The sequence below is a fragment of the Luteibacter yeojuensis genome, from assembly GCF_011742875.1.
Classification (GTDB): Bacteria; Pseudomonadota; Gammaproteobacteria; order Xanthomonadales; family Rhodanobacteraceae; genus Luteibacter; species Luteibacter yeojuensis.
Genome location: NZ_JAAQTL010000001.1, coordinates 525,734 through 548,875 on the forward strand (window position 1 = coordinate 525,734; position 23,142 = coordinate 548,875).

Consider the following 23,142-nt stretch of genomic DNA (forward strand, 5'->3'; position numbering starts at 1 on the left):
TCGTGCGTTGGCGAATGAGCGCATCACCATACCTTCCCCCCGGTCCGAATGCGAGATACCCATCCGTACGGTCGGTCCGGCCGGCTCGACGCACGGCTGGCGCGGGGACCGCCATTGGTTGGATACTCCCCGTTCGCCAGGCCGTCCGACCCCCACATGGATTCCAACGTAGGAAACGACATCTTCGACCGCATCCTGTCGGCCGCCGGCCCACTGGTGGCGTTGAAGGCGACCGACACGGCCCTGCTGGTGGAACAGTTCCGCCTGGTGGCCCGGCGAACCGGACAGGCCGTTTATCTGTGGCGCCACGCCGAGGGCCTGATAAGCCTGCGCGATGCGCAGATGCGCGTACCGGGCTGCCTGCGCCTTGGCGACGCCCTTCGTTACGTCCTGCAGAGCCTGCACTTCGGCGTCTACCTCCTGGACATGCCGGCCGGCCCGCCCAGCGCGACCGACGGTGCACTTTTACGGCAACTTTCGCGCGCACAGACCGGCCATGTCCGCCGGGTGGTGCTCCTCGGCGCGAGCCCGAGCCTGCTGGCGACCTTCGAGAACGACGTGGTGCAGGTGGATGCGGACTGGCAGGCGCGCTCGGCCGCGCCGCGGCTTCGCGACGGCCGCTGGATCGTCTGACCGATGGCCGCCACGATCGAACCGAACGGTGTACTCATCTTCACGTCCCGGCGCGAGGTGCGCCGGGCCGTCTTCGATGCCCTGGACCTGGACGGCGATTTCGTCCTCCTCAGCGCGCGCGACGCCGGGCAGCTTGAGGCCCTTCTCGCCGACGCCCCACCGCTGCACGTCGTGGTGGTCTGCGCGGACGGCAGTGCCGACACCGCGCAGGGCCTGCGTATCCTGCGAGCGTCGCCGGCCTATGCCGCGCTCCCCATCGTCTACGTCGTGGACGACACGCCGGGCGTGGCGCCGGAAGGCGCCCTCGACTGGCTGCGCACCGGGGCGATCGCCGCGGAACTCGCGCAGCGCGTGCGCGCCGCGCTGCAGGTGCCCGCGGCGCCGGCCGGGCCGGCCGCGACACGCAGCGACTGGCGATTCGCCTTCGACGCCGGCGCGGCCTGGGTGGTCGCCTCCACCCCGGACGGATGCATCCTGGACAGCGGGGCCGCCATGGAACGCCTGTGGGCCGGCAGCGGGCCGGTGCAGGGTCGCCTGCTCTCCGAAGTCTTCGTGCTCGCGAACGGTTCGGGCTGGCCCGTGCCCGACGGCGATGCCATGCCCTGCCTCCTCCGGCGCCCCGACGGCGGCCAGATCGGCGGCGAAGTGGACGTGCGCCACATCGTCGATCATGGTGCGCACCGCATCGCGGTGGCTTTCCGCGATCTGCGCACGGTGGACGTCGCCGAGCGCGCCCTGTCCCTGCTCGCCGTGCTCGACGCCTGTCCCAGCGACGACGATGGCATGAGCGAGGCCGCGGCCCTGTTGGCCGACGCGCTCGAACTCGACGTGGTGGCCGTGTGGTCGGCCTTGCCGGAAAGCGAAGCGGGCCCCGAGGTGCTGGCCCGGATATGGAACGGGCCGACCCCGGTCGAATGGCCCGAGGCCGGCGACCTGCCGCTGCTGAAGGTATGCCTGGGCGGCGAACCGCTGGTGCGGCTGGGCGACGACGGTGACGCGCCGCTTGCCGATCCGCTCGTCGAGGCGCTCGGCCTGCGTACCTATGTGCTGCTTCCGCTGCTGGACGAGCGGCGTAGCGTCATCGGTGCCGTGCTGGCCGGCCGATGCCGCCCGTCGAACGACGCACGCGTGCTGGCGCCGGCCCTGCGCGCGGCCACGGCGCGGTTCGCTTCGGCGCTCGAACTGCGCCGTGCCCGCGAACAGGGCCGCGCCCGCGGCCTCGTCGACACGCTCACGGGATTGCCCAACCGTCTGCTCTTCAACGACCGCCTCGACACCACGATCCGCGAAGCGGAGCGCACGGGCGAATGCTTCGCCACGCTGTTGGTCGACCTCGACCGCTTCAAGGGCATCAACGAGACGCTCGGGCACGCGGTCGGCGACCAGGTGCTGACCTCGGTGGCGAAGCGTCTGCGCGCCAGCGTGCGTGCGTCCGATACCGTCGCGCGTTACGCGGGCGACGAGTTCACGTTGATCCTGCGCCACATCATCAAGCGCGACGACGTCCTGCGTATCGCCGAGAAGGTGGTGCAGGCCATGGAGCTTCCCCTGTCGCTGGACGACGGTTCGGAATTGCAGGCCACCATTTCCGTCGGCATCTCGTTCTTCCCCGACGACGCCGTCGACGGCGAACTGCTGCTGCGCCATGCCGACGAAGCCATGTATGGCGCGAAAAGCCTGGGCCGCAACAACTACCAGATCTACGCGGCCAACGTGGACGCCGCGCAACAGCAGCAGGCGGAACTGAAGGTGCGCCTCCGCCATGCGGTGCGCAACGAGGAACTTCGCGTGTTCTACCAGCCCCAGGTGGAGGCGGAGAGCGAGGACATCGTCGGCATGGAGGCGCTGGTGCGCTGGGAGCATCCCGAACTGGGGATGATCAGCCCGGGGTTCTTCATTCCGCTTGCCGAGGCGAGCGGCCTCATCGTACCCATCGGCGAATGGGTGTTGCGCACCGCCTGCGCCCAGGCCAGGGCCTGGGAGGATCGCTACGGCCTGGGCCTGCGGCTCGGCGTGAACCTCTCCGCCGTACAGCTGATGCAGCCCAACCTGGCGGCCGTCGTCGCCAACGCGCTGCGCGACACCCGACTGGAGCCCGGTCAGCTCGAACTCGAGGTCACCGAAAGCATCAGCGTGAAGACCGTGCCGCACCTGGTGGAGACGCTGGACGCGCTGCACGCGATGGGCTGCCGCATCGCCATCGACGACTTCGGCACGGGCGCGGCGTCGCTGGACTACCTGCGCCGGCTGCCGGCCGACCGCATCAAGATCGACCAGAGCTTCGTGCGCAACATCGGCGTGGACCCGGACGACGAAGCCATCGTGCGCGCCACCATCGACATGGCCCACCGCCTCAAGCGCGGCGTGGTGGCCGAGGGCGTGGAGATCGAGCAGCACCTTCATTTCCTCCGCGCGAACGGCTGCGACGAACTGCAGGGCTACCTGTTCTGCCGTCCGCTGCCCACCGCCACGTTCGAGAAGTTGCTGGGCGAACGCGAACGCCTGGTGAGCGAAGGGCAGGCCATTCCCGCCTGATCGCCCGTTGTAGGAGCCGCCATAGCGGCGAGGAAGCCTCGCGACAAACCGGCTCTCGCCGCCATGGCGGCTCCTACAGGACGGGCGCTTGAGGTTCAGAGGCCTAGCCGCATATTTTCATGGGACAGATTCGGTAAGGCACGAGTGAACTTGCGCCGCGCCGGCTTGTCTCAGCTGCGCCCGCGACTGGCCCCGATAGAGTTGAGGAGACAGCCCGGATGGGCGAAAACGAATTGGATCAAGCACTTGTCGAGCGCGTGCAGCAAGGGGATCGCCGCGCGTTCGACCTGCTTGTCCGCAAGTACCAGCACAAGGTGGTGGCGCTGATCTCGCGCTATGTGCACGACTGGACCGAATGCGAGGACATCGCCCAGGAAGCCTTCGTGCGCGCCTGGCGTGCCCTGGGCTCGTTCCGCGGCGAAAGCGCCTTCTACACCTGGCTGTACAAGATCGCCGTCAACACGGCCAAGAACCACCTGGTGGCCATGGGCCGTCGTCCCCCCACCGGCGATATCGACATCGAGGACGCCGTTTACGTGCCGGGCGCCACCCGGATGCACGAGAGCGCCACCCCCGAGCGCGAAATGATGCGGGAACAGGTGGAACAAACGGTGTTTTCCACTGTCCAAGCCCTGCCCGAGGAGCTTCGGGTCGCGATTACCCTGCGCGAGGTGGAAGGCAAGAGCTACGAGGAGATTGCCGCCATCATGGACTGTCCCATCGGTACCGTCCGTTCGCGTATTTTCAGGGCTCGCGAAGCCATCGACCTGAAACTGCGGCCGCTGTTGTCCGACCGCGAGGACCACACCCCATGAGCGAAGCCAATCGGGAAATTCTCTCCGCCGGCATGGACGGCGAGCTGTCGCGGGAAGAGATCCGCTTCTTGCTGCGCCGTCTCGAAGCCGATCCGGTCCTCGCCGATACGTGGGCGCGTTTCCACGTGGCGCGCGATGGCCTGCGCCGCGAAGGCGCACCGTCGGTCTCCATCGATTTCGCCAGCCGGGTCATGGCCGCCATCGAAGCCGAGCCCGCCTCGGCCGGGTCGTCGCGTCGTCGCTGGCTGCACTGGTCGGCCGGTGGTGCCATCGCCGCGAGCGTCGCGGTCGCTGCCCTGATGCTCTCGCAGCCCGCCGGCAACCGTTCCCCGGCTCCCGACATCGCCCAGCACGCCGAAGTGGCGAGCGACGCGCAGGTCGCCAGCGCCCCGGCCATGCAGGCTGCCGCGCCGGTCGCCCCGCAGTGGCTCAGCGGCAACATGGCATCCCGCTTCACCCAGAAGGCCGCGTTCGACAGTTCGAGCGATGCCGGTGCCGCGGCGTACCTGCCGCGTTCCACGCCATACCAGATTCACCGCGCCCGGGCCGCGTCGGCGCCGGAAGGCAACGGCTACCTGCTGCTGATCCGCTCCGACGGCAGCCGCTATGTGCAGCCGGTCGCCGCGCCGCAGGCTCGCTGAGCCGCGGTCCGTGTCCGCGCGCCGCTCATCCCGGCGCGCCTTTCCCTGGTTTCGCAACAGTACCTGCGGCCTCACCCGCACGGGCGGCCGTGGTTAGATAAAAGGAGGAAATCGATGGCTCTCTGGCAAGCTCGCGCGCTCCTCGGCGGTGCGCTCTTACTGGCAGGCACGGGCGCGCACGCGCAGACCCTGCCGGACTTCACCGGTGTCGTGGAGAAGAACGCTCCCGCCGTGGTCCACGTCGAGGCGAAGAGTGGCGGCATCGCGCAAAAGGCGCGCGGTCGGCAGAACGCCATGCCGGACGACCAGGAAGAATTGCTGCGCCGCTTCTTCGGCATGCCGGGCATGCCCATGCCGCCGCGCGAGCAGACTTCGCTCGGTTCGGGCTTCATCATTTCGGCCGACGGCTACGTTCTCACGAACGACCATGTCGTCGACGACGCCGACGAGGTCAAGGTCCGCCTGCAGGACCGCCGCACCTTCACCGCGAAGGTGGTCGGCAAGGACCCGCAGTACGACATCGCCCTGCTCAAGATCGACGGCAAGTCGCTTCCGACCGTCACCATCGGCGACTCGCGCACCGTGAAGCGCGGCCAGTGGGCGCTCGCCATCGGCTCGCCCTTCGGCCTCGATGCCACGGTCACCCACGGCATCATCAGCGCCGTGGGCCGCAATCTGGGCAGCGGCGACCAGCCGTACACCTCCTTCATCCAGACCGACGTGCCGATCAATCGCGGCAATTCCGGCGGCCCGCTGTTCAACCTGCAAGGTCAGGTGATCGGCATCAATTCGCAGATCTACTCCACCTCGGGCGGTTACCAGGGTCTGTCGTTCTCGATCCCCATCGATGTGGCGATGAACGTCGTGCAGCAGATCAAGGACAAGGGCTACGTCTCCCGCGGCATGCTCGGCGTCACCGTGCAGCCGGTGGACCAGTTCGTGAAGAACCTCGACCTGCCCGACGCCAACGGCGCACTGGTGGCACAGGTCACGCCGGGAAGCGGCGCGGACAAGGCCGGCCTGAAGCAGGGCGACGTCATCCTCTCCTTCAACGGCACGCCGATCACGTCGTCGCCGGACCTGCCGCCGCTGGTCGGGCTGACCAAGCCCGGTTCGACCGCCAAGGTGGAGATCCTTCGCGACCACAAGAAGCAGACGGTGGACGTCAAGGTGGGCGAGATGCCGCGCGACAAGGATGCCCTGGCATCGTCGGGCGACGACGAAGACAGCACCGGCGGTTCCGCCGCCGCCCTCGGCATGGCCGTGCAGGACATCGACGCTTCCGCCCGGTCGGAGCTTGGGCTGAAGGCCGGGGAAGGCGTGGTCGTCAGCCGGATCACGGGCCCGGCGGCCGCCAGTGCCGGCCTGCGCTCGGGCGACGTGGTCCTGATGGTCAACCAGAAGCGCATCGGCAGCGCCGCGGCCTTCCGCGCCGCGGCCAAGGGCATCAAGGCGGGCGATACGGCGATGCTCCTGGTCCGTCGCGACGATTCCACGCGTTTCGTCGGGATCACGGTGCCGGCCGACCGCTGAGGCAAGGGGCCCTCCGCCGCTCGGCGGCGGTCGGCCTTCCATGCGATAATGCGGGATTCGCGCCGGCCGACAGGGCCGGCGCGCGTCGTTCGCGCCGCGAGCGATGGTGAACGTGACCACGGCGCTCCATGGAACTCATCCGCAACTTCTCCATCATTGCCCACATCGACCACGGCAAGTCGACCCTGGCCGACCGCATCATCCAGCTGTGCGGAGGATTGTCCGAGCGCGAAATGGAAGCGCAGGTGCTGGACAACAACCCGATCGAGCGCGAGCGCGGCATCACCATCAAGGCGCAGTCCGTATCGCTGCCGTACAAGGCGCGCGACGGCAAGACCTACCAGCTCAATTTCATCGATACCCCGGGCCACGTCGACTTCTCCTACGAGGTCAGCCGTTCGCTGTCCGCCTGCGAAGGCGCACTGCTGGTCGTGGATGCCGCGCAGGGTGTCGAGGCGCAGTCCGTCGCCAACTGCTACACGGCGATCGAGCAGGGCCTGGAGGTCATCCCCGTCCTCAACAAGATCGACCTGCCCACGGCCGACATCGAAAAAGCCAAGGCCGAAATCGAGGCCGTGATCGGCCTGGACGCCAGCGACGCGATTCCGGTCAGCGCCAAGACCGGCCAGAACGTGATCGAGGTGCTGGAGGCGATCATCCATCGCATCCCGCCGCCGAAGCCGCGCGACACGGACAAGCTGCAGGCGCTGATCATCGACTCGTGGTTCGACAACTACCTCGGCGTGGTGTCGCTCGTGCGCGTCATGCAGGGCGAGATCCGTCCCGGCGACAAGATCCTCGTGATGTCCACGGGGCGCACGCACCTGGTCGACGACGTCGGCGTGTTCACCCCGAAGCGGAAGAAGCTCGAGCGCCTCGCCGCGGGCGAGGTAGGCTGGATCAACGCATCCATCAAGGACGTGCATGGCGCGCCGGTGGGCGACACGCTCACCCACGCAGGCAAGCCGGCGGAAGAACCTCTGCCGGGCTTCCAGACGATGCAGCCGCGCGTGTTCGCGGGCTTGTTCCCGGTGTCCGCCGACGATTATCCGGCGCTGCGCGAGGCGCTGGATAAGCTGCGCCTCAACGACGCCGCCATGTTCTTCGAGCCGGAAAGCTCCGAAGCCATGGGCTTCGGTTTCCGTTGCGGCTTCCTCGGCATGCTGCACATGGAAATCGTGCAGGAGCGCCTGGAGCGCGAGTACGACCTCGACCTCATCACCACGGCGCCGACGGTGGTCTACGAGGTGGCGAAGACCGACGGCACCGTGCTCGACATGGACAACCCGGCCAAGCTGCCCCCGCCGCAGCAGATCGCCGAGATCCGCGAGCCGATCATCGTCGCCAACATCCTCACGCCCGGCGAATATGTCGGCAACGTCATCAAGCTGTGCGAGGAGAAGCGCGGCGTGCAGCGTTCCATCCAGTACCTGGCCACCCAGGTGCAGGTGACCTACGAGCTGCCGCTGGCGGAAGTGGTGCTCGACTTCTTCGACCGCCTGAAATCGGTCTCGCGCGGCTATGCCTCGATGGACTACCACCTCGATCGCTTCGAGGCCGGTCCCTTCGTGCGCGTCGACGTGCTGATCAACGGCGACCGCGTGGATGCCCTGAGCCTGATCGTGCATCGTTCGCATGCCGAGCGCCGCGGGCGGGAACTCGTCGAGCGCATGAAGGACCTGATCCCGCGCCAGCAGTTCGACGTGGCCATCCAGGCGGCGATCGGCGCCGCCATCATCGCGCGCTCCACGGTGAAGGCCCTGCGCAAGAACGTGCTGGCGAAATGCTACGGCGGCGACGTCTCGCGCAAGAAGAAGCTGCTGGAGAAGCAGAAGGAAGGCAAGAAGCGCATGAAGCAGGTGGGCAGCGTCGAGATTCCCCAGGAGGCCTTCCTGGCCGTCCTGAAAGTGGACAAGTGACGTTTTGCCTATGGAACCCCGGCGCCGGATGCGCCGGAATGGGCTTTGCGGCCCCTCGATACGACTAACGGAGTTGGCATGGCGGCATTCGATTTTTCGGCGATCCTCCTCGGCCTCACGGTCCTGTTCGGACTGGTGTGGTTGTTCGATCGCCTGTTCCTGGCGAAGGCGCGGCGTGCCCGTGCGGAAGCGTCCGGCACGGAGCAGCCCGAACCCTGGCCGGTCGACTGGGCGCGATCCCTGTTTCCGGTGATCCTGGTCGTGCTGATCCTGCGTTCTTTCGTGGCCGAACCCTTCCGGATCCCCTCCGGCTCGATGATGCCGACCCTGGACGTCGGCGACTTCATCCTGGTCAACAAGTTCGCCTATGGCCTGCGCATGCCGGCCTTCAACAACAAGCTGGTCGAGAACGGCGAGCCGCGGCGTGGCGACGTGGTCGTCTTCCGCTTCCCCGGCGCCCTTTGCAAGGACGAGAAGGGCGAGATCGTGCGCAGCGGCGACCTGACGTGCCAGAACCCGCATGCGCCCGTCACCGGCGAGAACTGGATCAAGCGCGTGATCGGCCTGCCGGGCGACCGCATCGAAACCCGCGGCAGCGAGCTGTACATCAACGGCGAGCGGGTCGGCGCGGACGAGATCGGTCCCTTCAAGGGCAGCATGAACCGCCCCGAAGACCGTCTGCTGATGACCTTCGGCTCGAAGCTCTACACCGAGCACCTTGGCAGCATCAACCACACCATCGCGCTCACCCCGGCCTTCAACATGCCGCAGGACATCCCCAACGCGGTGGTGCCCTCGGAAGTCCCCAAGGGCTGCTACATCGTCATGGGCGACAACCGCATGAACAGCACGGACAGCCGCTGGTGGGGCTGCATGCCGGAGCAGAACCTCGTCGGCAAGGCCTTCTTCGTCTGGCTGGCCTGGCGCGGCCCCGGCAACGGCTGGCTCGATTTCTCGAAGATGGGCAAGGTCATTCATTAAGGACACCCTTCCGAACGGTGGCCTCCGTCACGCCGCAAGGCGTTGCGGATGCCTCCGGACAAGGTAATCTCCGCTGCGGGGCGCGCATTCGCGCCCCGTACGCATTCAACGTCTTGAACAGGGGAGCCGCCGGCGCGGCGGAATACGACCATGAAATCCAGGCAATCGGGCATTACCCTTATCGGCTTCGTCATCGTGCTGCTGGTGCTCGGCTTCTTTGCCTTCATGGGCATGAAGCTCGTGCCGTCCTACATCGAGTACTTCGGTGTGAAGAAGGCGATGACCCAGGTCGCCACCAACGGGGCCAATACCCAGGACCTCGACGGCATCCGTCGCGACCTCCTGTTCAAGATGGGCTTCCAGTACGTCGACGACGCGACCATCCAGCCCAAGGACATCACGCTGGATCGCGCGAACAACGGCGCCGTCCTGCATGTCGAATACGACAAGCAGGTCCACTTCATCTACAACATCGACTTCCTCCTGCACTTCGAAAATTCCGTGCAGCTGAGGGGCTCGACCACGTAACGAGCGATCGTGCAGTTCCCCCATTCCTTCCGTAATCCCGACCTCGCGACCCTGGCGCTGACCCATCGCAGCGCCGGGAAGCCGAACAACGAGCGCCTGGAGTTCCTCGGCGACGCCCTGTTGGGCGCCACGGTGGCGGAACTGCTGTTCGAGGCCCATCCCAACGCCAGCGAGGGCGAGCTCTCGCGGCTGCGGGCCCAGCTGGTCAACGGCCAGGCCCTGGCCGTGATCGCGCGCGAACTGGAACTGGGCGACGTGCTGAAGCTGGGCCCCGGCGAGCTGAAGAGTGGCGGCTTCCGCCGCGATTCCATCCTCGCCGACGCCTTCGAGGCGCTCGTGGCCGCCGTCTACCTGGACGACGGGTACGACGCGTGCCGCCAGGTCGTGCGCAGGTTGTTCACGCCGCGCGTGGCAGAAATCAAACGCTCCAGCAAGGATGCGAAAACCCGCCTCCAGGAATGGTTGCAGGGCAGGGGCATGGCGCTGCCCGTGTACGAACTCACAGGCAGCTACGGCGAGGACCACGCGAAGGTTTTCGACGTCAGCTGCTCCATCGACGAGCCCGAGCCAATCCGCGTCGAGGGACGCGGCGGCAGCCGGCGGGCCGCCGAGCAGGACGCCGCCGAAGCGATCCTTCGCCGCCTGCTGGACGAAAAGAAGACATGAACGACATCGATACCCCTGAACACGAAGACGTCCTCGTCGACGACGATTTCCGCTGCGGCTACGTGGCGCTGGTCGGTCGTCCCAACGTGGGCAAGTCCACCCTGCTGAACGCCCTCATCGGCGTGCGCCTCAGCATCGTCAGCCACCGCCCGCAGACCACGCGCCACCGCATCCTGGGCATTTCCAGCAAGCCGCAAGGCCAGATCCTCTACGTCGACACGCCGGGACTCCACCGTGGCGGCAAGCGGGCGATGAACCGCAGCCTCAACCGTGCCGCCCGCGCGGCGATCACCGAGGTCGACCTCGCCGTGCAGGTCATCGAGGCCGGGCGCTGGACCGACGAGGACATGACGATGTACGCCGCGCTGGCGGAGCAGAAGGACATGCCGAAGCTGCTGGCGATCAACAAGGTCGACCTGCAGAAGGACAAGACGGCCATGCTTCCTTTCGTCGCCGACCTGATGCAAAAGCATCCCTTCGACGACGTGTACTACGTGAGCGCGCTGAAGTCGAAAGGCCTCTCCGGCCTCGAAAAGGGCATCCTGAAACGCCTGCCGGAACAGCCGGCGATCTACGGCGAGGACGAGATCACCGACCGCAGCGAGCGTTTCCTCGCGGCGGAGATGGTCCGCGAGCAGCTGATGCTGCGTCTCGACCAGGAACTGCCGTACGCCACCACGGTGGAGATCGAGCGCTTCGAGGACCGCCCCGACGGCGTGGCCGAGATCCACGCCGTGATCTGGGTGGAGCGCGACGGCCAGAAGGCCATCGTCATCGGCAACGCCGGTGCGCAACTCAAGGCCATCGGCACGTCGGCACGCCGGCAGATGGAGAACCTGTTCGAACGCAAGGTTTTCCTGAAGCTATGGGTGAAGGTCCGCGAAGGTTGGGCCGACGACGAGAACCTGCTCAAGCGTTTCGGCTACGAATAAGCCCATCGGGCGTCCATGCGCATCGAGCAGCAGCCCGCCTTTGTCCTCCACGCCCGCCCGTACCGGGAAACCTCGTTGCTGGTCGAGTGCCTGACGCGCGACCACGGCCGCATCGGCGTGGTCGCGCGCGGGGTGCGCAAGGAGCGGGCGCGACTGCAGCGCGCGCAGCTGGAACCGTTCCAGCGCGTGGACCTGGACCTGCTGATGCGCGGCGAACTGGCGACGCTGCGCACGGCCGAACCCGCTGGCGCGGTGTTGCGCCTGACCGGCGACGCCGGACTTGCCGGGCTCTACCTCAATGAACTGGTGGTCCGCCTCACCGGACGTCAGGACCCGAACCCGGGGCTGTTCGCGTGCTACGAGCGCACGCTGCGGCGCATGTCGGGCGGCGAGCCGCTGGCCTGGACCCTGCGGCGTTTCGAGCGCGACATGCTCGATGCATTGGGATACGCGTTGCAACTGGACGTGGGCGCGCTCGACGGCGAGCCCCTGGATCCCGGCGCCACTTATTTCTACGACCCGGAATCCGGCGTCGTGCCTGGCCGCCCAGGCGACCCTCGTGCGATCCGCGGGGGCGATCTGCTGGCCCTGGCGGAAGACCGCCCGCCCGACACCGCCGGGCTTGCCTCGCTGCGCCGCATGATGCGCCAGGTCATCGCGTTTCATCTCGGCGGTGGGGAGTTGCGCGCGTGGCGGGTGCTGCGCTGATCTGCCTCGACGCGCCGGCCCTTGTAGGAGCCGCTATAGCGGCGAGAGCAAGCTGGCGACGCGGTCGCGAGGTTTCCTCGCCGCTATAGCGGCTCCTACAACGCGGCTAAGGTCGCTTCCAGCTCGGCGCGGAAGCGCGCCAGGGCTTCCGGCACGACCGTGCGCGTTTCGCGCACGTGGCCTTGCAGCACCTTGGCTTGCGCCTCCAGGCGTAGCGCGCCGCAAAAGCCGCAGGCCGAACGCAGCCGGTGCAGGCGCTCCACGAGTTCCGCCGGATCGTTCGCCAGGGCGGCGAGGACGCCCGCGAGTTCGACGAGTTCCACCCGGAGGAGCTGGCGCAGCGCCTGCATCGTGTTCGGATCGCCGGCGGCCATGAGTCCGGCATCGTCGTCGAGGATCCGCAGCCCGGAGTCGATGCCCAGCGTGGCCGCCAGCGCGTCCATCAGCGAGGCGACGCGGCAGGGTTTTTCGACCACCCCGGCGAAGCCGGCTTTCAGTAATTCCGTACGCAGGCTCGCCGGAACCTCGGCGCTGGTCGCCAGGGCCGTCGCCGCATGCGAGGCGGCTCCCGTATCCCCGCGCAACGCCGAGAGCACCTCGATCGCGCCCGCGCGAGGCATCCGGCAATCCAGCAGCAGGGCGTCGAAGCGCGTGGTCCGCGCCGCTTCCAGCGCCTCCACGCCGTCCTGGGCCAGCGTGACGGCGTAGCCGTGCCCGGCCAGCGCACCGGCGAGGAATTGCCGCGTGGAGGGGTCGTCGTCGGCGACGAGCAGCCGCCGTTTGATGTCCTGCGACATAGTAACGTTCCGTGTCGTTCATCTGGATTTGGCAGAATGGCCGAGCATGCTTCCCGTATCAACCCGCACGCTCGCCCTGATCCTCACCGCCCTGACGGCCATCGCCTGGGCGGGAGCCGCGTGCGCCGGGCTATCGGTGGAAGCCGACACGCTCGCGATCCCCGGGATGGAGATGAGCGGCATGCAGGCGGACATCGATCCGGCCGGCGATGGAAAGGGCCTGGATGTGAAGCTCTCCGCCGACCGCGCGGACATGCCGGCGCTGGGCTGGCGCAAGCTCGGCCTTCGCCTGGAAGGTACGCTCGACCGTGACGAACTCGGGCGTTGGGTCTTCGACGGCACGATACGGCTGCGCGGCGCGCCCGGCGGCGCGCTCGGCAATGCCACCATCCATATGGTCGCCGACGCCGCGGCGAACACGGTCGAGGTGTCGCTGAGCCAGGAGAAGGCGCTTGCCCGGGTGGCCTTGCCGATGGACCAGCCCAGCCATGCGCAGATCACCCTCACGGGGCTGCCTTCCGGCTGGTTGCAGGGGCTGCTGTCGACCGTCTGGTCGGGCCGTGCCACCACCGGCCGCGTCGATGCCGACCTGGCCCTGGACGTGCTCCACAGCGGCGTGCAAGCGGCCGGCCAGTTCTCGTTGAACGGCGTGGGCTTCGACAGCCCTGGCGGAAAGCTGGCGGGGCAGGGTGTCTCGGGTACCGGCCGTCTGGGCATCGACAGCCAGGCCGACGGCGCGTCCATCGACCTGGATGCCACCTTGCGTGGCGGCGACCTGCTGCTCGGCACGCTTTACGCCGACCTTCCCGATCACGCCGTGCAGCTCTCGCTGGGCGCGCGCACCAAGAAGGGCGAGCTGGCCATCCGGCGTCTCCGCATGACCGACCCCGACGCCCTGCAACTCGAAGGAGAGCTGGGCATATCGGCGAACGGCGATCTTTCCCAGCTGAGGCTCGACCGCTTCAACGCGCGCTTTCCCGCCGCCTACGCCCGCTATGGGAAGGGCCTGCTGCGCGACCTCGGCGTCGACGCGCTGGACGCCCGTGGCGACGTGGCGGGTCATATCGCGCTGGAGGCCGGCAAGCTCAAGGCGTTCTCCCTGCAGACCGGTGGCCTCGATCTCGCCCTGCCTGGCGGACGACTGGGGGTCGACGGCCTCCATGGCGCCATCGACTGGAGCGCCACCGACAACCGGCCGGCGACGCGGCTGGGCTGGCGCGCCCTGCGGGTCTATCGCATTCCCAACGGCGCGGCCGAGGGTTCGTGGCGCAGCACGGGCGGTGTGCTGAAACTGGAGAAGCCATTCGCCATCCCGGTGCTCGACGGCCAGCTTCGCGTGCTGGGCCTGAGCCTGCACCCCGCGGCCGCGAGCGGAGAGCGCCTGCAGACGTCGCTGGCGCTGACCGAGGTCGATATGGGCGCCTTCTGTCGCGCGCTCGGCTGGCCCGAGTTCCAGGGCAAGCTGGGTGGCGCCGTACCGTCGTTGCGTTACGTCGACGACCGGGTGGAGCTTGCCGGCGGCCTTTCGCTCAATGTCTTCGACGGCTTCGTCGACATCACCGGGATGACCCTGGCCCAGCCTTTCGGAGCGGCCCCCGTCCTCACCGGCGACATCGCCTTGCGCCAGCTCGATCTCGCGCTCCTCACCTCGGTGTTCGACTTCGGCAATATCACCGGCCGCCTCCATGGCAGCATCGACGGCCTGCGCCTGGTGGCCTGGACGCCGACGGCGTTCAAGGCCAGCCTCATCGCCGACCAGGGCGGCCGGATCAGCCAGAAGGCGGTCAACAACCTCACCTCGGTGGGCGGAGGCGGGATCGCCGGCGGCCTGCAGGGCACCGTGCTGAAGCTGTTCAAGACCTTCGGCTACAAGCGGATCGGACTGTCCTGCACGCTCAAGGGCGATATCTGCAGCATGGGCGGACTCGGTCCGGCGAAGGACGGCTACGCTATCGTGGAGGGCAGCGGCCTGCCGCACCTCAACGTGATCGGACACCAGCGCGAGGTCGACTGGCCGACGCTGGTACGTCGCCTGAAGGCCGCTACGGAAGGCGACGGTCCGGTCGTTCGCTGAGGCCCCGGGAGGGACGTCCAAGGCGGCGCGCTGGCGCGCGAAGGCCAACGGAGCGATGATGCCCATGGCTCGAATCGGAGGAAGATATGATGCGTAAACTGTTGACATGCACGTTGTTTCTTGTTGCCGCCCTGGCGGGCTGCGTCACGATCAACGTCTACTTCCCCGAAGCGGCGGCGCAAAAAGCCGCCGACCAGTTCATCGGCAACGTGCTCGAGGACAGCGGTGCCGTCCGGCCCGCCGCGGACAAGGACAGCAAGCCGGCCGCGCCCGTTGGCAGGCAGCCTTCGGCGTCGCTGCTCGATCTCGTGATTCCGGCCGCGCATGCCGCCGAGTCTCCGGATATTCGCATCAGCACGCCCGAGACGGACGCCATCCGCGCGCGGATGAAGGCGCGTTTCGGCGGACAGCTGAAGGCGCTCTTCGATAGCGGCGCGGTCGGATTCACCAACGACGGCCTCGTCGCGGTGCGCGACGCCTCGTCCCTGCCGTTGGACCAGCGGTCCCAGGCCGACGCGCTGGTACGGCAGGAAAACGGCGATCGCGACGCGCTCTATCGTGCGGTCGCCAAGGCCAACGGCCATCCGGAGTGGGAATCCCAGATTCGCAAGACCTTCGCCGAGGGTTGGATCCAGCGCGCGCCGTCGGGCTGGTATTATCGCGATGCGTCCGGTGCCTGGAAGCGCAAGTAAGGCACCTCTCCCCACTCGCCAGCCAGCCCGGAGCCTCGGCGTCCGGGCTTTACGTTTTTGAGCGCATGACTGAATTCGAAGCCACCATCACCGACCTCAGCCACGACGGCCGGGGCGTCGCCCGCATCGATAACAAGGCCACCTTCGTCTCCGGCGCGTTGCCGGGCGAGCGCGTGCTGCTGAAGTACCGCAAGCGCCATCGCAACTACGACGATGCCGAGGTGGTCCGGGTGCTCGAACCCTCGGCCGATCGCGTGGAGCCGCTGTGCCGTCATTTCGGCCAGTGCAGCGGCTGCTCGCTCCAGCACCTCGCGCCGGCCGCGCAGATCGCGGCCAAGCAGCGTGTGCTGGCGGAGAACTTCGAGCGCATCGGCAAGGTGACGCCGGAAACCTGGCTGCCGCCCCTGGTCGACCAGCCCTGGGGCTATCGTCGCAAGGGACGCTTTTCGGTCCGTTACGTCGCCAAGAAGGAGCGCGTGCTGGTCGGCTTTCGCGAGGAATCCAACCCGCGCTTCGTGGCCGACATCGATGTGTGCGAGGTCATCCATCCGGCGCTCGGTCCGAAGGTGGGACTTCTCGCCACCCTGATCGGCGGTCTGGACGCCGCGCGCGACATCCCGCAGGTGGAGTTCGCCGCCGGCGACGACACCGTAGCCCTCGTCTTCCGCCATCTGGCCCCGTTGTCCGGGAGCGACCGCGAGGCACTGACGGCCTTCGGCAAGGAGCACGGTCTGGCCATCTACCTGCAGCCCGGCAACCACAGCAGCGTGCATCCGCTCTGGCCGGAAGCGCCGCGCCTGTCCTTCGCGATACCCGCGGAAAACGTGGAACTCGACTTCCTGCCGCTCGACTTCGTGCAGGTGAACGCGGGCATGAACCAGCGGATGCTGGCACGGACGCTGGAGCTGCTGGACCTCAAGCCCACCGATCGCGTGCTCGACCTCTTCTGCGGCCTCGGCAATTTCACCCTTCCCATCGCCCGCCACGCGGCGGACGTGGTCGGCGTGGAGGGCGAGCACGGACTGGTGGAGCGCGCGGCGGCCAACGCCGCCCGGAACGGCGTGGCCCATGCCTCGTTCCGCGTGGCCAACCTTTTCGACGACCAGCGCGACGAACCCTGGGCGAAGCAGTCGTGGGACAAGATCCTGCTCGACCCGCCGCGCGCCGGCGCGGACAAGGTGTTGGAATACCTGCCGCGCAAGGGTACCGACCGGATCGTCTACGTGTCGTGCCATCCGGGATCGCTGGCGCGCGACGCGGGTATCCTGGTCGAGAAGCACGGTTTCCGGCTGGTGTCGGCCGGCGTGATGGACATGTTTCCGCACACCGCGCACGTCGAATCGATCGCGCTGTTCGAACGCGGCTGACGGAGACCGCATGGGCGTCGAAATCGAACGCAAGTTCCTCCTCGCCGATGACGGCTGGCGCGGTCTCGCGGAACGCAGCGAGCGGATCGCGCAGGGCTACCTCGTGGCGGGTGCCGCGATCGAGGCGGGTCATGCGAAGTGTTCCGTCCGGGTCCGGCTTTCCGCCGGCAGGGGCTGGCTCAACATCAAGTCGGCGACCCTCGGCGTGCAGCGCCACGAGTTCGAATACCCCATTCCGCTCGACGACGCGGAGCATCTGCTCCGCGAGCTGTCGGACGGCGTCCTGGAGAAGATTCGTCACCATGTCATGCTCGACGGCGCCCACTTCGAGATCGACGAATTCCTCGGCGACAACGCCGGGCTGGTCGTGGCCGAGGTCGAACTGCCGTCGGTGGACGCGCCTTATCCGCGTCCGGCCTGGCTGGGTATCGAGGTGACGGAACTGTCGCGCTACTACAATGTGAACCTCGTCGACCGCCCTTATGCGCGCTGGTCGGCCCGGGAAAAGGAAGGGAAGGGAGACGCGTCATGCTGATCGTCGGACTGGGAGGCACGGAGCTGGCCGCGCACGAGCGCGAATGGCTCACCGCGCCGGGCGTCTCCGGCACCATCCTCTTTTCGCGCAATATCGCGTCGCGTGAGCAGGCCACGGCGCTCATCGCATCGGTGCGCGACGTGGCCGGCGAGGATTTCCTCGTCTGCGTCGACCAGGAAGGCGGCCGCGTGCAGCGCTTCCGCGAGGGATTCACCCGGTTGCCGCCGGTGGCCGCCATCGGCAGGCTGTACGACACCGATCCCGTGGAAGCGGTGAACCGCGCCGAGGAACACGCGTGGATCATGGCGAGCGAAATGCGCGCCATCGGCGTGGATTTCAGCTTCGCGCCCGTCGCGGACATCGACCGCGGCAGCCGCGCCATCGGCAACCGCGCCTTCCACGCCGATCCGGTCGTGGCGGCCGAGCTGGTCCAGGCTTACGTGCGCGGCATGCACCTCGGCGGCATGGCCGCCGTGCTGAAGCACTTCCCCGGACATGGCTCGGTCCTCGAGGACACGCACGAATCTGTCGCGATCGACCGGCGCGGCAGGGACGAGATCTTCCGCGACGACCTGCTGCCCTTCGTGGCCGGCATGGAGGCGCATGCCGAAGCCGTCATGGCGGCGCACGTGACCTATCCTGCCGTGGACGACCGGCCCGCCGGCTACTCGCGCGTCTGGATCGAGGAGATCCTGCGCGGGGAACTCGGCTTCCGCGGTTGCGTTTTCGGCGACGACATCAGCATGGCCGCGGCCGGCAGCGTCGGCGGCATCGCGGCGCGCGCCGCCGCCCACCTCGAGGCGGGCTGCGACCTCGTGCTCGCCTGTTTTCCCGAAGTCGTTCCCGAAGCGATCGCAGCGGTCGAGGGCCGCCGTCCGTCGCCGGCCGAGCGCATCGCCCCTCTCAAGGGCGCGATCGGCTCGACCTGGGAAGGCCTCGTCGACAACCCCCAGCGCGAGCGTTTCATTGCACGCGTGACCGCCCTGGAGCCTTGAGCCACTTATGACAGCCTCGCTCGAAGAAGCACTGAACAACGCGGATCTCCTGTTCAGCCGCGAACAGCTCGACATCGAAATCTCCCGCATGGGTCGCGAAATCGATCGCACCCTCGCCGGCGAGCGCCCCGTCTTCCTCACCGTGATGCATGGCGCGCTGGTCTTCGCCGGCCAGCTCGCGTTGTCGATCCGCACCGACCTCGAGTTCGACTACGTCCACGCCACGCGCTATCGCGGCCGGACCACCGGCAGCGACCTGCACTGGCTGCGCCGTCCGGAAGTGCCGCTGCAGGGCCGCACCGTGCTGCTGGTGGACGACATCCTCGACGAAGGCCACACCCTCAAGGCCGTGCGCGACGCCTGCTTCGGGATGGGCGCGAAGCGCGTGCTGCTGGCGGTGCTCTGCACCAAGCTGCATGGCCGCCGCGCGCACGGCATCGAGGCCGACTTCAATGGTGTCGACCTGCCGGACCGCTACGTGTTCGGCTTCGGCATGGACTACAACGAACAGGCCCGCAACCTGCCCGGCATCTACGCGCTGAAGGACTGAACCGGATGAGCATCGACCTCGCCGTCATCGGCGGCAGCGGCCTGTATGCCTTCGAAGGGCTGGAGGACAGCGAGCGGCATACCATCGGGACGCCGTTCGGCGCCGCCTCGGGCGACATCGTCACCGGCCGTTTCCGCGGCCGGCGGCTGGCCTTCCTGGCTCGCCATGGCGAGAGTCACACGGTGCCTCCGCATCGGGTGAACTACCGGGCCAACCTCTGGGCCTTGCACTCCCTCGGCGCGCGCCGGGTCGTGGCGGTCAATGCCGTCGGCGGGATCCGGGACGACATGGGGCCGCGCACCCTCGTTGTGCCGGACCAGATCGTCGACTACACGCACGGGCGTTACACGAGTTTCAACGACGTGGAGGGTGCGGAGGTCCGCCACATCGACTTCAGCGAGCCGTACACGGAGAGCCTGCGCCAGGCGATCCTTGCGGCGGCCCGGGCGGAAGGCCTGGCCATCGTCGACGGCGGTGTCCACGGGGTGACCCAGGGTCCCCGTCTGGAGACCCGTGCCGAAATTGCGCGTATGAAACGGGACGGCTGCGACCTGGTCGGCATGACGGGCATGCCCGAGGCGGTGCTCGCCCGCGAGCTGGATCTGGAGTTCGCCTGCCTTGCCCTGGTGGCGAATTTCGCGGCGGGAGCGGGGAATGAAGCCGAAATCAGCATCGAGGAAATCTTCGCCCACCTGGCCGCGGCCACCGCGAACGTGCCGCCGATCCTTGGCCGGATGCTGGCCGCGGGGTGACATCGGAAAGAGTCGCAGTTGCGCTTTGCCCGGAAACATGATGATACTTCCGCTGCGCCGCGGGGGCAGGCCAAGGGGATCCATGGGGAACGCCTCGCCATCCGGGTGCTTCCAGTCCATGTCCAGAGGTTTCCGCAATGCGTTTCGGTACGGTCAAGTGGTTCAACGACGCCAAGGGTTTCGGTTTCATCGCGCCCGAGGACGGTGGGGAGGACGTGTTCGTCCACTTTTCTGCGATCAATTCCAAGGGGTTCCGTAGTCTCCAGGAAGGCCAGCGTGTGAAGTTCGAAGTGACCCAGGGCCCGAAGGGCGCCCAGGCGTCGGGCGTCGAAGTCGCCGCCTGACCGCTTCCGCTTCGCTGGTTCGAAAAACCCCGCGCATTGGCGCGGGGTTTTTTTTTGCGGGCGCCGACCACCATACCTTCTGTCGCGGACGTACGGCGCTCAACGATGCGTTCCTATGGCATCGATCCGCTGCGCGCACGACGCTGCATCCATGCGACACGACGCCGGTTCCTCCCTCATCGAATCCCTGGCTGCCCTGGCGGTCTTCGCCATCGGTTCCGCATGCCATGGCGCGTGGACCCTGCAATCGATGGCCACCCATGCGCGGGCATCGCGCCTCATCGCCGCCACCACGATCGCGGTAAGCCTGGAAGCCCGCATGCGCGCCAATCCCGCGGGCGTTCTCGCCGGCGACTATGGGGAAGGTAACGCGAGCCGTGGTCGCTGCGCGGAAGGATGCGATGCACGCCGTCAGGCCTCCCATGACCTCGCCTCGTTTCGCGCGCTCCTGACTCGGCGCATCGGGCCGGCGGCATCGGGACACGTGGCATGCGCGGAGAACGGGGAATGCGCCATCGCCATCGCCTGGATGGAGCATGAAATCCTGCGCTGGGTGTTTCGGCCATGAGCGCGAAAGGCGCCACGCTTATCGAGCTGGTCGTGGGGCTCGCCGTGGCATCGATGATCGCGACGATCGCGCTTGCCTTCCTTTCCCTGGCCGGTATCGCCGCGTCGAGACAGCTGGTTGCGGCACGCGAGGAAGACGCGGCATGGCTCGCGCTGGCCGCCATCGCGCGCGACCTTCGTCTATCGGCAACGTGGTCGGGATGCATCGGGAAACCCACATGCACGGTAAAGAGCGCGCATGGTGCCGCGTCGGTACTGTGGCTCGGCCACGCGATATGGTTCGCGGAAGATGGCCTGAAGCGTTGCCCGAGGGCGAATAAGACGATCGGCCAGTGCGAGGGTTACCTCCGCGGAATCGCCCAGGTGGAGTTCTTCGGCTACGTGCCGACGCCCGGCGGCGGTGTCCGGCGAGAGTCGCTCACGGAGAGGAACGGCATGGCCGCAAGGGCGATCGACGTCGTCCTTTGGACGAGCGATGGCCGCCGGTATGCAAGGACCACGGCGAGGTCCGCGCATGCACCGTGAACGTGGTGCCATTCTCGTCCTGGTGCTGGCCGTGCTTGCGATGCTCGCGGTCCTCGGCGCCTCGCTGTCCCGTTCGGCCATGTCGCGCCTGTTGGCCGCCCGCGATTTCCTGCGGGCCGAGTCGGAGGCTTGCGCGAAGCGTGACCGCGAAGGTGGCAGGCACGGCGGCGAGCGTGCGACCATCGGGGACGGCGCGGCAGGCGCGTCGTCGAATGAGGGGACTCATGGACCGCAGACGTTTTCTCCAGGGGGCGACCGTCGCTTCGGGTGTGGCATTGACGGCCAAGGGCATCGCCACGGCGGCACCCCGCGCTAGCGCCCCGGGCGGCGTGATCCCGCGCGTGTGTTCCACCTGGGACTTCGGCGTGGCGGCGAACCAGGCGGCGTGGAAGGTGCTTTCCTCCGGCGGCCGCGCGCTCGACGCCGTGGAGCAGGGCGCCCGTGTCCCCGAAGCCGATCTGCGCAACCATAGCGTCGGCCGTGCGGGTTATCCCGACCGGGACGGCAAGGTCACGCTGGACGCCAGCATCATGGATGAGCACGGCAACTGCGGCGCCGTCGCGGCGATCGAGCACATCGCGCATCCGATCTCCGTCGCGCGGCGGGTCATGGAGCGGACCCCGCATGTACTCCTGGTCGGCGACGGCGCCTTGCAGTTCGCGATGGAGCAGGGATTCCCGCGCGAGGAACTGCTGACCCCCGAGTCGGAGAAGGCCTGGCACGAGTGGTTGAAGACGGCGAAGTACAAGCCGGTGGCCAACAGCGAGGTCAAGAGCTACAACGCCGGTCCGGGCGGCACGCCGGGCGATGCCAGCAACCACGACACCATCGGCATGCTGGCGATCGACGCAAAGGGCAACCTGTCCGGCGCATGCACCACCAGCGGCATGGCGTGGAAGCTGCACGGCCGTGTGGGCGACAGCCCGCTGATCGGCGCCGGCCTCTACGTCGACAACGATGTCGGTGGCGCGACGTCGACGGGCGTGGGCGAGGAGGTGATCCGCAACGTGGGCAGCTTCCTGGTCGTGGAGCTCATGCGCCAGGGCCGCTCGCCGGAAGATGCCTGCCGCGAGGCGGTGGAGCGCATCCTGCGCCGCAAACCGAACGCAAAGGATCTCCAGGTAGGCTTCCTCGCGATGGACAAGAAGGGCAACGTCGGTGCCTGGGCGATCCAGAAGGGTTTCTCGTACGCGATCTGCGACGCACACAAGCAGGACACGCTGATCCCTGGCAAGAGCACCTACTGACATGGCCTTGCTGGAAGTCGCGGCCAACTCGGCGGTATCGGCGTTCGCGGCGCAAGAGGGTGGTGCGGGGCGCGTCGAACTCTGTGCGAGCCTGGAGGAGGGCGGCATCACGCCCTCCCACGGCACCATCGCGCTGGCGCGGGAAGGCCTTTCGATTCCCCTCTACGTGCTCATTCGTCCCCGGGCAGGCGACTTCCTCTACGAGAACGCCGAGATCGAGGCGATGCTCGACGATATCGCGCACTGCCGCGAGCTGGGTTGCGACGGCGTCGTTGTCGGCGCGCTGACCGCCGAAGGCGAGGTGGACCGGGAGGCCTGCGCGATGTTCCTGCGCGCGGCGGAAGGCATGGGCGCGACCTTCCATCGCGCGTTCGATCTCGTGCCGGATCGGCACGAGGCGCTCGAGACCCTGATCGAACTCGGCTTCGAGCGGGTGCTCACTTCCGGCGGCATGCCCAGCGCGGTGGCCGGCGCGGCGTCCATTGCGCGGCTGGTATCCCAGGCCGGCGGCCGCATCGTCGTGATGCCCGGCGCCGGCATCGAGCCCGGCAACATCGTGGCCTTGCGCGAGGCGACCCGGGCGCGCGAATTTCACGCGTCCGCGAAACGCCGCCTGCCATCGGCCATGCGGCGCTTGCCCGGCGATGCCCTCGGTATGGGCGCGGGCGAGACACGTACGGACCTGGAAACGGTCCGGGCGCTGGCCTCGGCCCTGGCCTGAGGGAACCGTGGGAGCCGCTTCGGCGGCGATCCTACGGCAGCGGGCACGCTTACTGCGAGCACCCATCGCCGCTGAAGCGGCTCCC

24 protein-coding genes are annotated in these 23,142 nt (G+C 67.9%); 23 read left to right on the plus strand and 1 reads right to left on the minus strand.

Going from position 1 to position 23,142, the window contains the following annotated elements; genetic code table 11:
- The first annotated feature begins 156 nt into the window (after nucleotides 1-156).
- The 11 genes from HBF32_RS02245 (at nucleotide 157) to recO (ending at nucleotide 11,891) form a co-directional block, all read left to right on the plus strand.
- Nucleotides 157-633 (plus strand): hypothetical protein, encoded by a 477-nt coding sequence (locus tag HBF32_RS02245; RefSeq protein WP_166698003.1) that lies wholly within the window; start codon nucleotides 157-159, stop codon nucleotides 631-633.
- Nucleotides 634-636: 3 nt separating this feature from the next.
- Nucleotides 637-3,168, plus strand: a complete 2,532-nt coding sequence (locus HBF32_RS02250; protein WP_166698004.1) for a putative bifunctional diguanylate cyclase/phosphodiesterase — start codon at nucleotides 637-639, stop codon at nucleotides 3,166-3,168.
- Between the two features lie 218 nt (nucleotides 3,169-3,386).
- Complete coding sequence (rpoE, locus tag HBF32_RS02255; RefSeq protein WP_166698005.1) at nucleotides 3,387-3,983, plus strand: RNA polymerase sigma factor RpoE; 597 nt, start codon at nucleotides 3,387-3,389, stop codon at nucleotides 3,981-3,983.
- Nucleotides 3,980-4,624, plus strand: coding sequence for a sigma-E factor negative regulatory protein (locus tag HBF32_RS02260; RefSeq protein ID WP_166698006.1), 645 nt, complete (start codon nucleotides 3,980-3,982; stop codon nucleotides 4,622-4,624). Before rpoE ends, HBF32_RS02260 begins: the two co-directional genes overlap by 4 nt.
- 114 nt (nucleotides 4,625-4,738) lie before the next feature.
- A complete protein-coding gene (locus HBF32_RS02265) occupies nucleotides 4,739-6,157 on the plus strand; it encodes a DegQ family serine endoprotease (protein ID WP_166698007.1) in 1,419 nt (472 codons plus the stop codon).
- 128 nt (nucleotides 6,158-6,285) lie between these two features.
- Nucleotides 6,286-8,076, plus strand: a complete 1,791-nt coding sequence (gene lepA / locus HBF32_RS02270; RefSeq protein ID WP_166698008.1) for a translation elongation factor 4 — start codon at nucleotides 6,286-6,288, stop codon at nucleotides 8,074-8,076.
- A 78-nt stretch (nucleotides 8,077-8,154) separates the two neighbouring features.
- Nucleotides 8,155-9,057 (plus strand): signal peptidase I, encoded by a 903-nt coding sequence (gene lepB, locus HBF32_RS02275; protein ID WP_166698009.1) that lies wholly within the window; start codon nucleotides 8,155-8,157, stop codon nucleotides 9,055-9,057.
- A gap of 150 nt (nucleotides 9,058-9,207) precedes the next feature.
- Nucleotides 9,208-9,585 (plus strand): DUF4845 domain-containing protein, encoded by a 378-nt coding sequence (locus tag HBF32_RS02280; RefSeq protein ID WP_166698010.1) that lies wholly within the window; start codon nucleotides 9,208-9,210, stop codon nucleotides 9,583-9,585.
- A gap of 9 nt (nucleotides 9,586-9,594) precedes the next feature.
- Nucleotides 9,595-10,251, plus strand: coding sequence for a ribonuclease III (gene rnc / locus HBF32_RS02285; protein ID WP_166698011.1), 657 nt, complete (start codon nucleotides 9,595-9,597; stop codon nucleotides 10,249-10,251).
- Entirely contained in the window at nucleotides 10,248-11,183 is a 936-nt protein-coding gene (gene era / locus HBF32_RS02290; protein ID WP_166698012.1) for a GTPase Era, read from the plus strand. Before rnc ends, era begins: the two co-directional genes overlap by 4 nt.
- Before the next feature lie 15 nt (nucleotides 11,184-11,198).
- Nucleotides 11,199-11,891: a DNA repair protein RecO gene (gene recO / locus HBF32_RS02295; protein WP_166698013.1), complete on the plus strand. Its 693-nt coding sequence runs from the start codon at nucleotides 11,199-11,201 to the stop codon at nucleotides 11,889-11,891.
- Between the two features lie 95 nt (nucleotides 11,892-11,986).
- Here recO and HBF32_RS02300 read toward each other — a convergent pair whose 3' ends face one another.
- Complete coding sequence (locus HBF32_RS02300) at nucleotides 11,987-12,688, minus strand: response regulator (RefSeq protein WP_166698014.1); 702 nt, start codon at nucleotides 12,686-12,688, stop codon at nucleotides 11,987-11,989.
- Between the two features lie 46 nt (nucleotides 12,689-12,734).
- On the opposite strand from HBF32_RS02300, the gene HBF32_RS02305 reads away from it, so the two are divergent.
- The 12 genes from HBF32_RS02305 to HBF32_RS02360 all read left to right on the plus strand — a co-directional run bounded on the left by HBF32_RS02305 (nucleotide 12,735) and on the right by HBF32_RS02360 (nucleotide 23,057).
- On the plus strand, nucleotides 12,735-14,762 hold the full coding sequence (locus HBF32_RS02305; RefSeq protein ID WP_166698015.1) for a translocation/assembly module TamB domain-containing protein: 2,028 nt from the start codon (nucleotides 12,735-12,737) through the stop codon (nucleotides 14,760-14,762).
- Nucleotides 14,763-14,851: 89 nt separating this feature from the next.
- Entirely contained in the window at nucleotides 14,852-15,454 is a 603-nt protein-coding gene (locus tag HBF32_RS02310) for a YdbL family probable chaperone protein (RefSeq protein WP_166698016.1), read from the plus strand.
- A 65-nt stretch (nucleotides 15,455-15,519) separates the two neighbouring features.
- Nucleotides 15,520-16,821 carry a 23S rRNA (uracil(1939)-C(5))-methyltransferase RlmD gene (gene rlmD, locus HBF32_RS02315; protein ID WP_166698017.1) on the plus strand — a complete coding sequence of 434 codons (1,302 nt, stop codon included), beginning with the start codon at nucleotides 15,520-15,522 and terminating at the stop codon, nucleotides 16,819-16,821.
- Between the two features lie 10 nt (nucleotides 16,822-16,831).
- Nucleotides 16,832-17,356 carry a CYTH domain-containing protein gene (locus HBF32_RS02320; RefSeq protein WP_166698018.1) on the plus strand — a complete coding sequence of 175 codons (525 nt, stop codon included), beginning with the start codon at nucleotides 16,832-16,834 and terminating at the stop codon, nucleotides 17,354-17,356.
- Nucleotides 17,350-18,351 (plus strand): beta-N-acetylhexosaminidase, encoded by a 1,002-nt coding sequence (gene nagZ / locus HBF32_RS02325; protein WP_166698019.1) that lies wholly within the window; start codon nucleotides 17,350-17,352, stop codon nucleotides 18,349-18,351. Before HBF32_RS02320 ends, nagZ begins: the two co-directional genes overlap by 7 nt.
- Before the next feature lie 7 nt (nucleotides 18,352-18,358).
- On the plus strand, nucleotides 18,359-18,901 hold the full coding sequence (locus HBF32_RS02330; RefSeq protein ID WP_166698020.1) for a hypoxanthine-guanine phosphoribosyltransferase: 543 nt from the start codon (nucleotides 18,359-18,361) through the stop codon (nucleotides 18,899-18,901).
- 5 nt (nucleotides 18,902-18,906) lie between these two features.
- Nucleotides 18,907-19,653 carry an S-methyl-5'-thioinosine phosphorylase gene (locus tag HBF32_RS02335; protein ID WP_166698021.1) on the plus strand — a complete coding sequence of 249 codons (747 nt, stop codon included), beginning with the start codon at nucleotides 18,907-18,909 and terminating at the stop codon, nucleotides 19,651-19,653.
- Nucleotides 19,654-19,790: 137 nt separating this feature from the next.
- On the plus strand, nucleotides 19,791-19,997 hold the full coding sequence (locus tag HBF32_RS02340; protein WP_090053863.1) for a cold-shock protein: 207 nt from the start codon (nucleotides 19,791-19,793) through the stop codon (nucleotides 19,995-19,997).
- 151 nt (nucleotides 19,998-20,148) lie between these two features.
- A complete protein-coding gene (locus HBF32_RS02345; RefSeq protein ID WP_166698022.1) occupies nucleotides 20,149-20,565 on the plus strand; it encodes a PilV family protein in 417 nt (138 codons plus the stop codon).
- Nucleotides 20,562-21,089, plus strand: a complete 528-nt coding sequence (locus HBF32_RS02350; RefSeq protein ID WP_166698023.1) for a pilus assembly FimT family protein — start codon at nucleotides 20,562-20,564, stop codon at nucleotides 21,087-21,089. The genes HBF32_RS02345 and HBF32_RS02350 overlap by 4 nt, the downstream gene beginning before the upstream one ends.
- A 224-nt stretch (nucleotides 21,090-21,313) precedes the next feature.
- Nucleotides 21,314-22,336 carry a glycosylasparaginase gene (locus HBF32_RS02355; protein WP_166698024.1) on the plus strand — a complete coding sequence of 341 codons (1,023 nt, stop codon included), beginning with the start codon at nucleotides 21,314-21,316 and terminating at the stop codon, nucleotides 22,334-22,336.
- A 1-nt stretch (nucleotide 22,337) separates the two neighbouring features.
- Entirely contained in the window at nucleotides 22,338-23,057 is a 720-nt protein-coding gene (locus HBF32_RS02360; RefSeq protein WP_166698025.1) for a copper homeostasis protein CutC, read from the plus strand.
- Nucleotides 23,058-23,142 lie beyond the last annotated feature (85 nt).

What these genes read in the sequence shown, in the direction of transcription:
- HBF32_RS02250 (WP_166698004.1), top strand. Translation starts at nt 637, where the DNA reads ATGGCCGCCACGATCGAACCGAACGGTGTACTCATCTTCACGTCCCGG.
- HBF32_RS02345 (WP_166698022.1), top strand. Translation starts at nt 20,149, where the DNA reads ATGCGACACGACGCCGGTTCCTCCCTCATCGAATCCCTGGCTGCCCTG.
- era (WP_166698012.1), top strand. Translation starts at nt 10,248, where the DNA reads ATGAACGACATCGATACCCCTGAACACGAAGACGTCCTCGTCGACGAC.
- lepB (WP_166698009.1), top strand. Translation starts at nt 8,155, where the DNA reads ATGGCGGCATTCGATTTTTCGGCGATCCTCCTCGGCCTCACGGTCCTG.
- HBF32_RS02280 (WP_166698010.1), top strand. Translation starts at nt 9,208, where the DNA reads ATGAAATCCAGGCAATCGGGCATTACCCTTATCGGCTTCGTCATCGTG.
- HBF32_RS02335 (WP_166698021.1), top strand. Translation starts at nt 18,907, where the DNA reads ATGAGCATCGACCTCGCCGTCATCGGCGGCAGCGGCCTGTATGCCTTC.
- HBF32_RS02310 (WP_166698016.1), top strand. Translation starts at nt 14,852, where the DNA reads ATGCGTAAACTGTTGACATGCACGTTGTTTCTTGTTGCCGCCCTGGCG.
- HBF32_RS02265 (WP_166698007.1), top strand. Translation starts at nt 4,739, where the DNA reads ATGGCTCTCTGGCAAGCTCGCGCGCTCCTCGGCGGTGCGCTCTTACTG.
- recO (WP_166698013.1), top strand. Translation starts at nt 11,199, where the DNA reads ATGCGCATCGAGCAGCAGCCCGCCTTTGTCCTCCACGCCCGCCCGTAC.
- rlmD (WP_166698017.1), top strand. Translation starts at nt 15,520, where the DNA reads ATGACTGAATTCGAAGCCACCATCACCGACCTCAGCCACGACGGCCGG.
- HBF32_RS02245 (WP_166698003.1), top strand. Translation starts at nt 157, where the DNA reads ATGGATTCCAACGTAGGAAACGACATCTTCGACCGCATCCTGTCGGCC.
- nagZ (WP_166698019.1), top strand. Translation starts at nt 17,350, where the DNA reads ATGCTGATCGTCGGACTGGGAGGCACGGAGCTGGCCGCGCACGAGCGC.
- HBF32_RS02260 (WP_166698006.1), top strand. Translation starts at nt 3,980, where the DNA reads ATGAGCGAAGCCAATCGGGAAATTCTCTCCGCCGGCATGGACGGCGAG.
- HBF32_RS02350 (WP_166698023.1), top strand. Translation starts at nt 20,562, where the DNA reads ATGAGCGCGAAAGGCGCCACGCTTATCGAGCTGGTCGTGGGGCTCGCC.
- HBF32_RS02360 (WP_166698025.1), top strand. Translation starts at nt 22,338, where the DNA reads ATGGCCTTGCTGGAAGTCGCGGCCAACTCGGCGGTATCGGCGTTCGCG.
- HBF32_RS02320 (WP_166698018.1), top strand. Translation starts at nt 16,832, where the DNA reads ATGGGCGTCGAAATCGAACGCAAGTTCCTCCTCGCCGATGACGGCTGG.
- HBF32_RS02305 (WP_166698015.1), top strand. Translation starts at nt 12,735, where the DNA reads ATGCTTCCCGTATCAACCCGCACGCTCGCCCTGATCCTCACCGCCCTG.
- HBF32_RS02355 (WP_166698024.1), top strand. Translation starts at nt 21,314, where the DNA reads ATGGACCGCAGACGTTTTCTCCAGGGGGCGACCGTCGCTTCGGGTGTG.
- rpoE (WP_166698005.1), top strand. Translation starts at nt 3,387, where the DNA reads ATGGGCGAAAACGAATTGGATCAAGCACTTGTCGAGCGCGTGCAGCAA.
- HBF32_RS02330 (WP_166698020.1), top strand. Translation starts at nt 18,359, where the DNA reads ATGACAGCCTCGCTCGAAGAAGCACTGAACAACGCGGATCTCCTGTTC.
- lepA (WP_166698008.1), top strand. Translation starts at nt 6,286, where the DNA reads ATGGAACTCATCCGCAACTTCTCCATCATTGCCCACATCGACCACGGC.
- HBF32_RS02340 (WP_090053863.1), top strand. Translation starts at nt 19,791, where the DNA reads ATGCGTTTCGGTACGGTCAAGTGGTTCAACGACGCCAAGGGTTTCGGT.
- HBF32_RS02300 (WP_166698014.1), bottom strand. Translation starts at nt 12,688, where the DNA reads ATGTCGCAGGACATCAAACGGCGGCTGCTCGTCGCCGACGACGACCCC.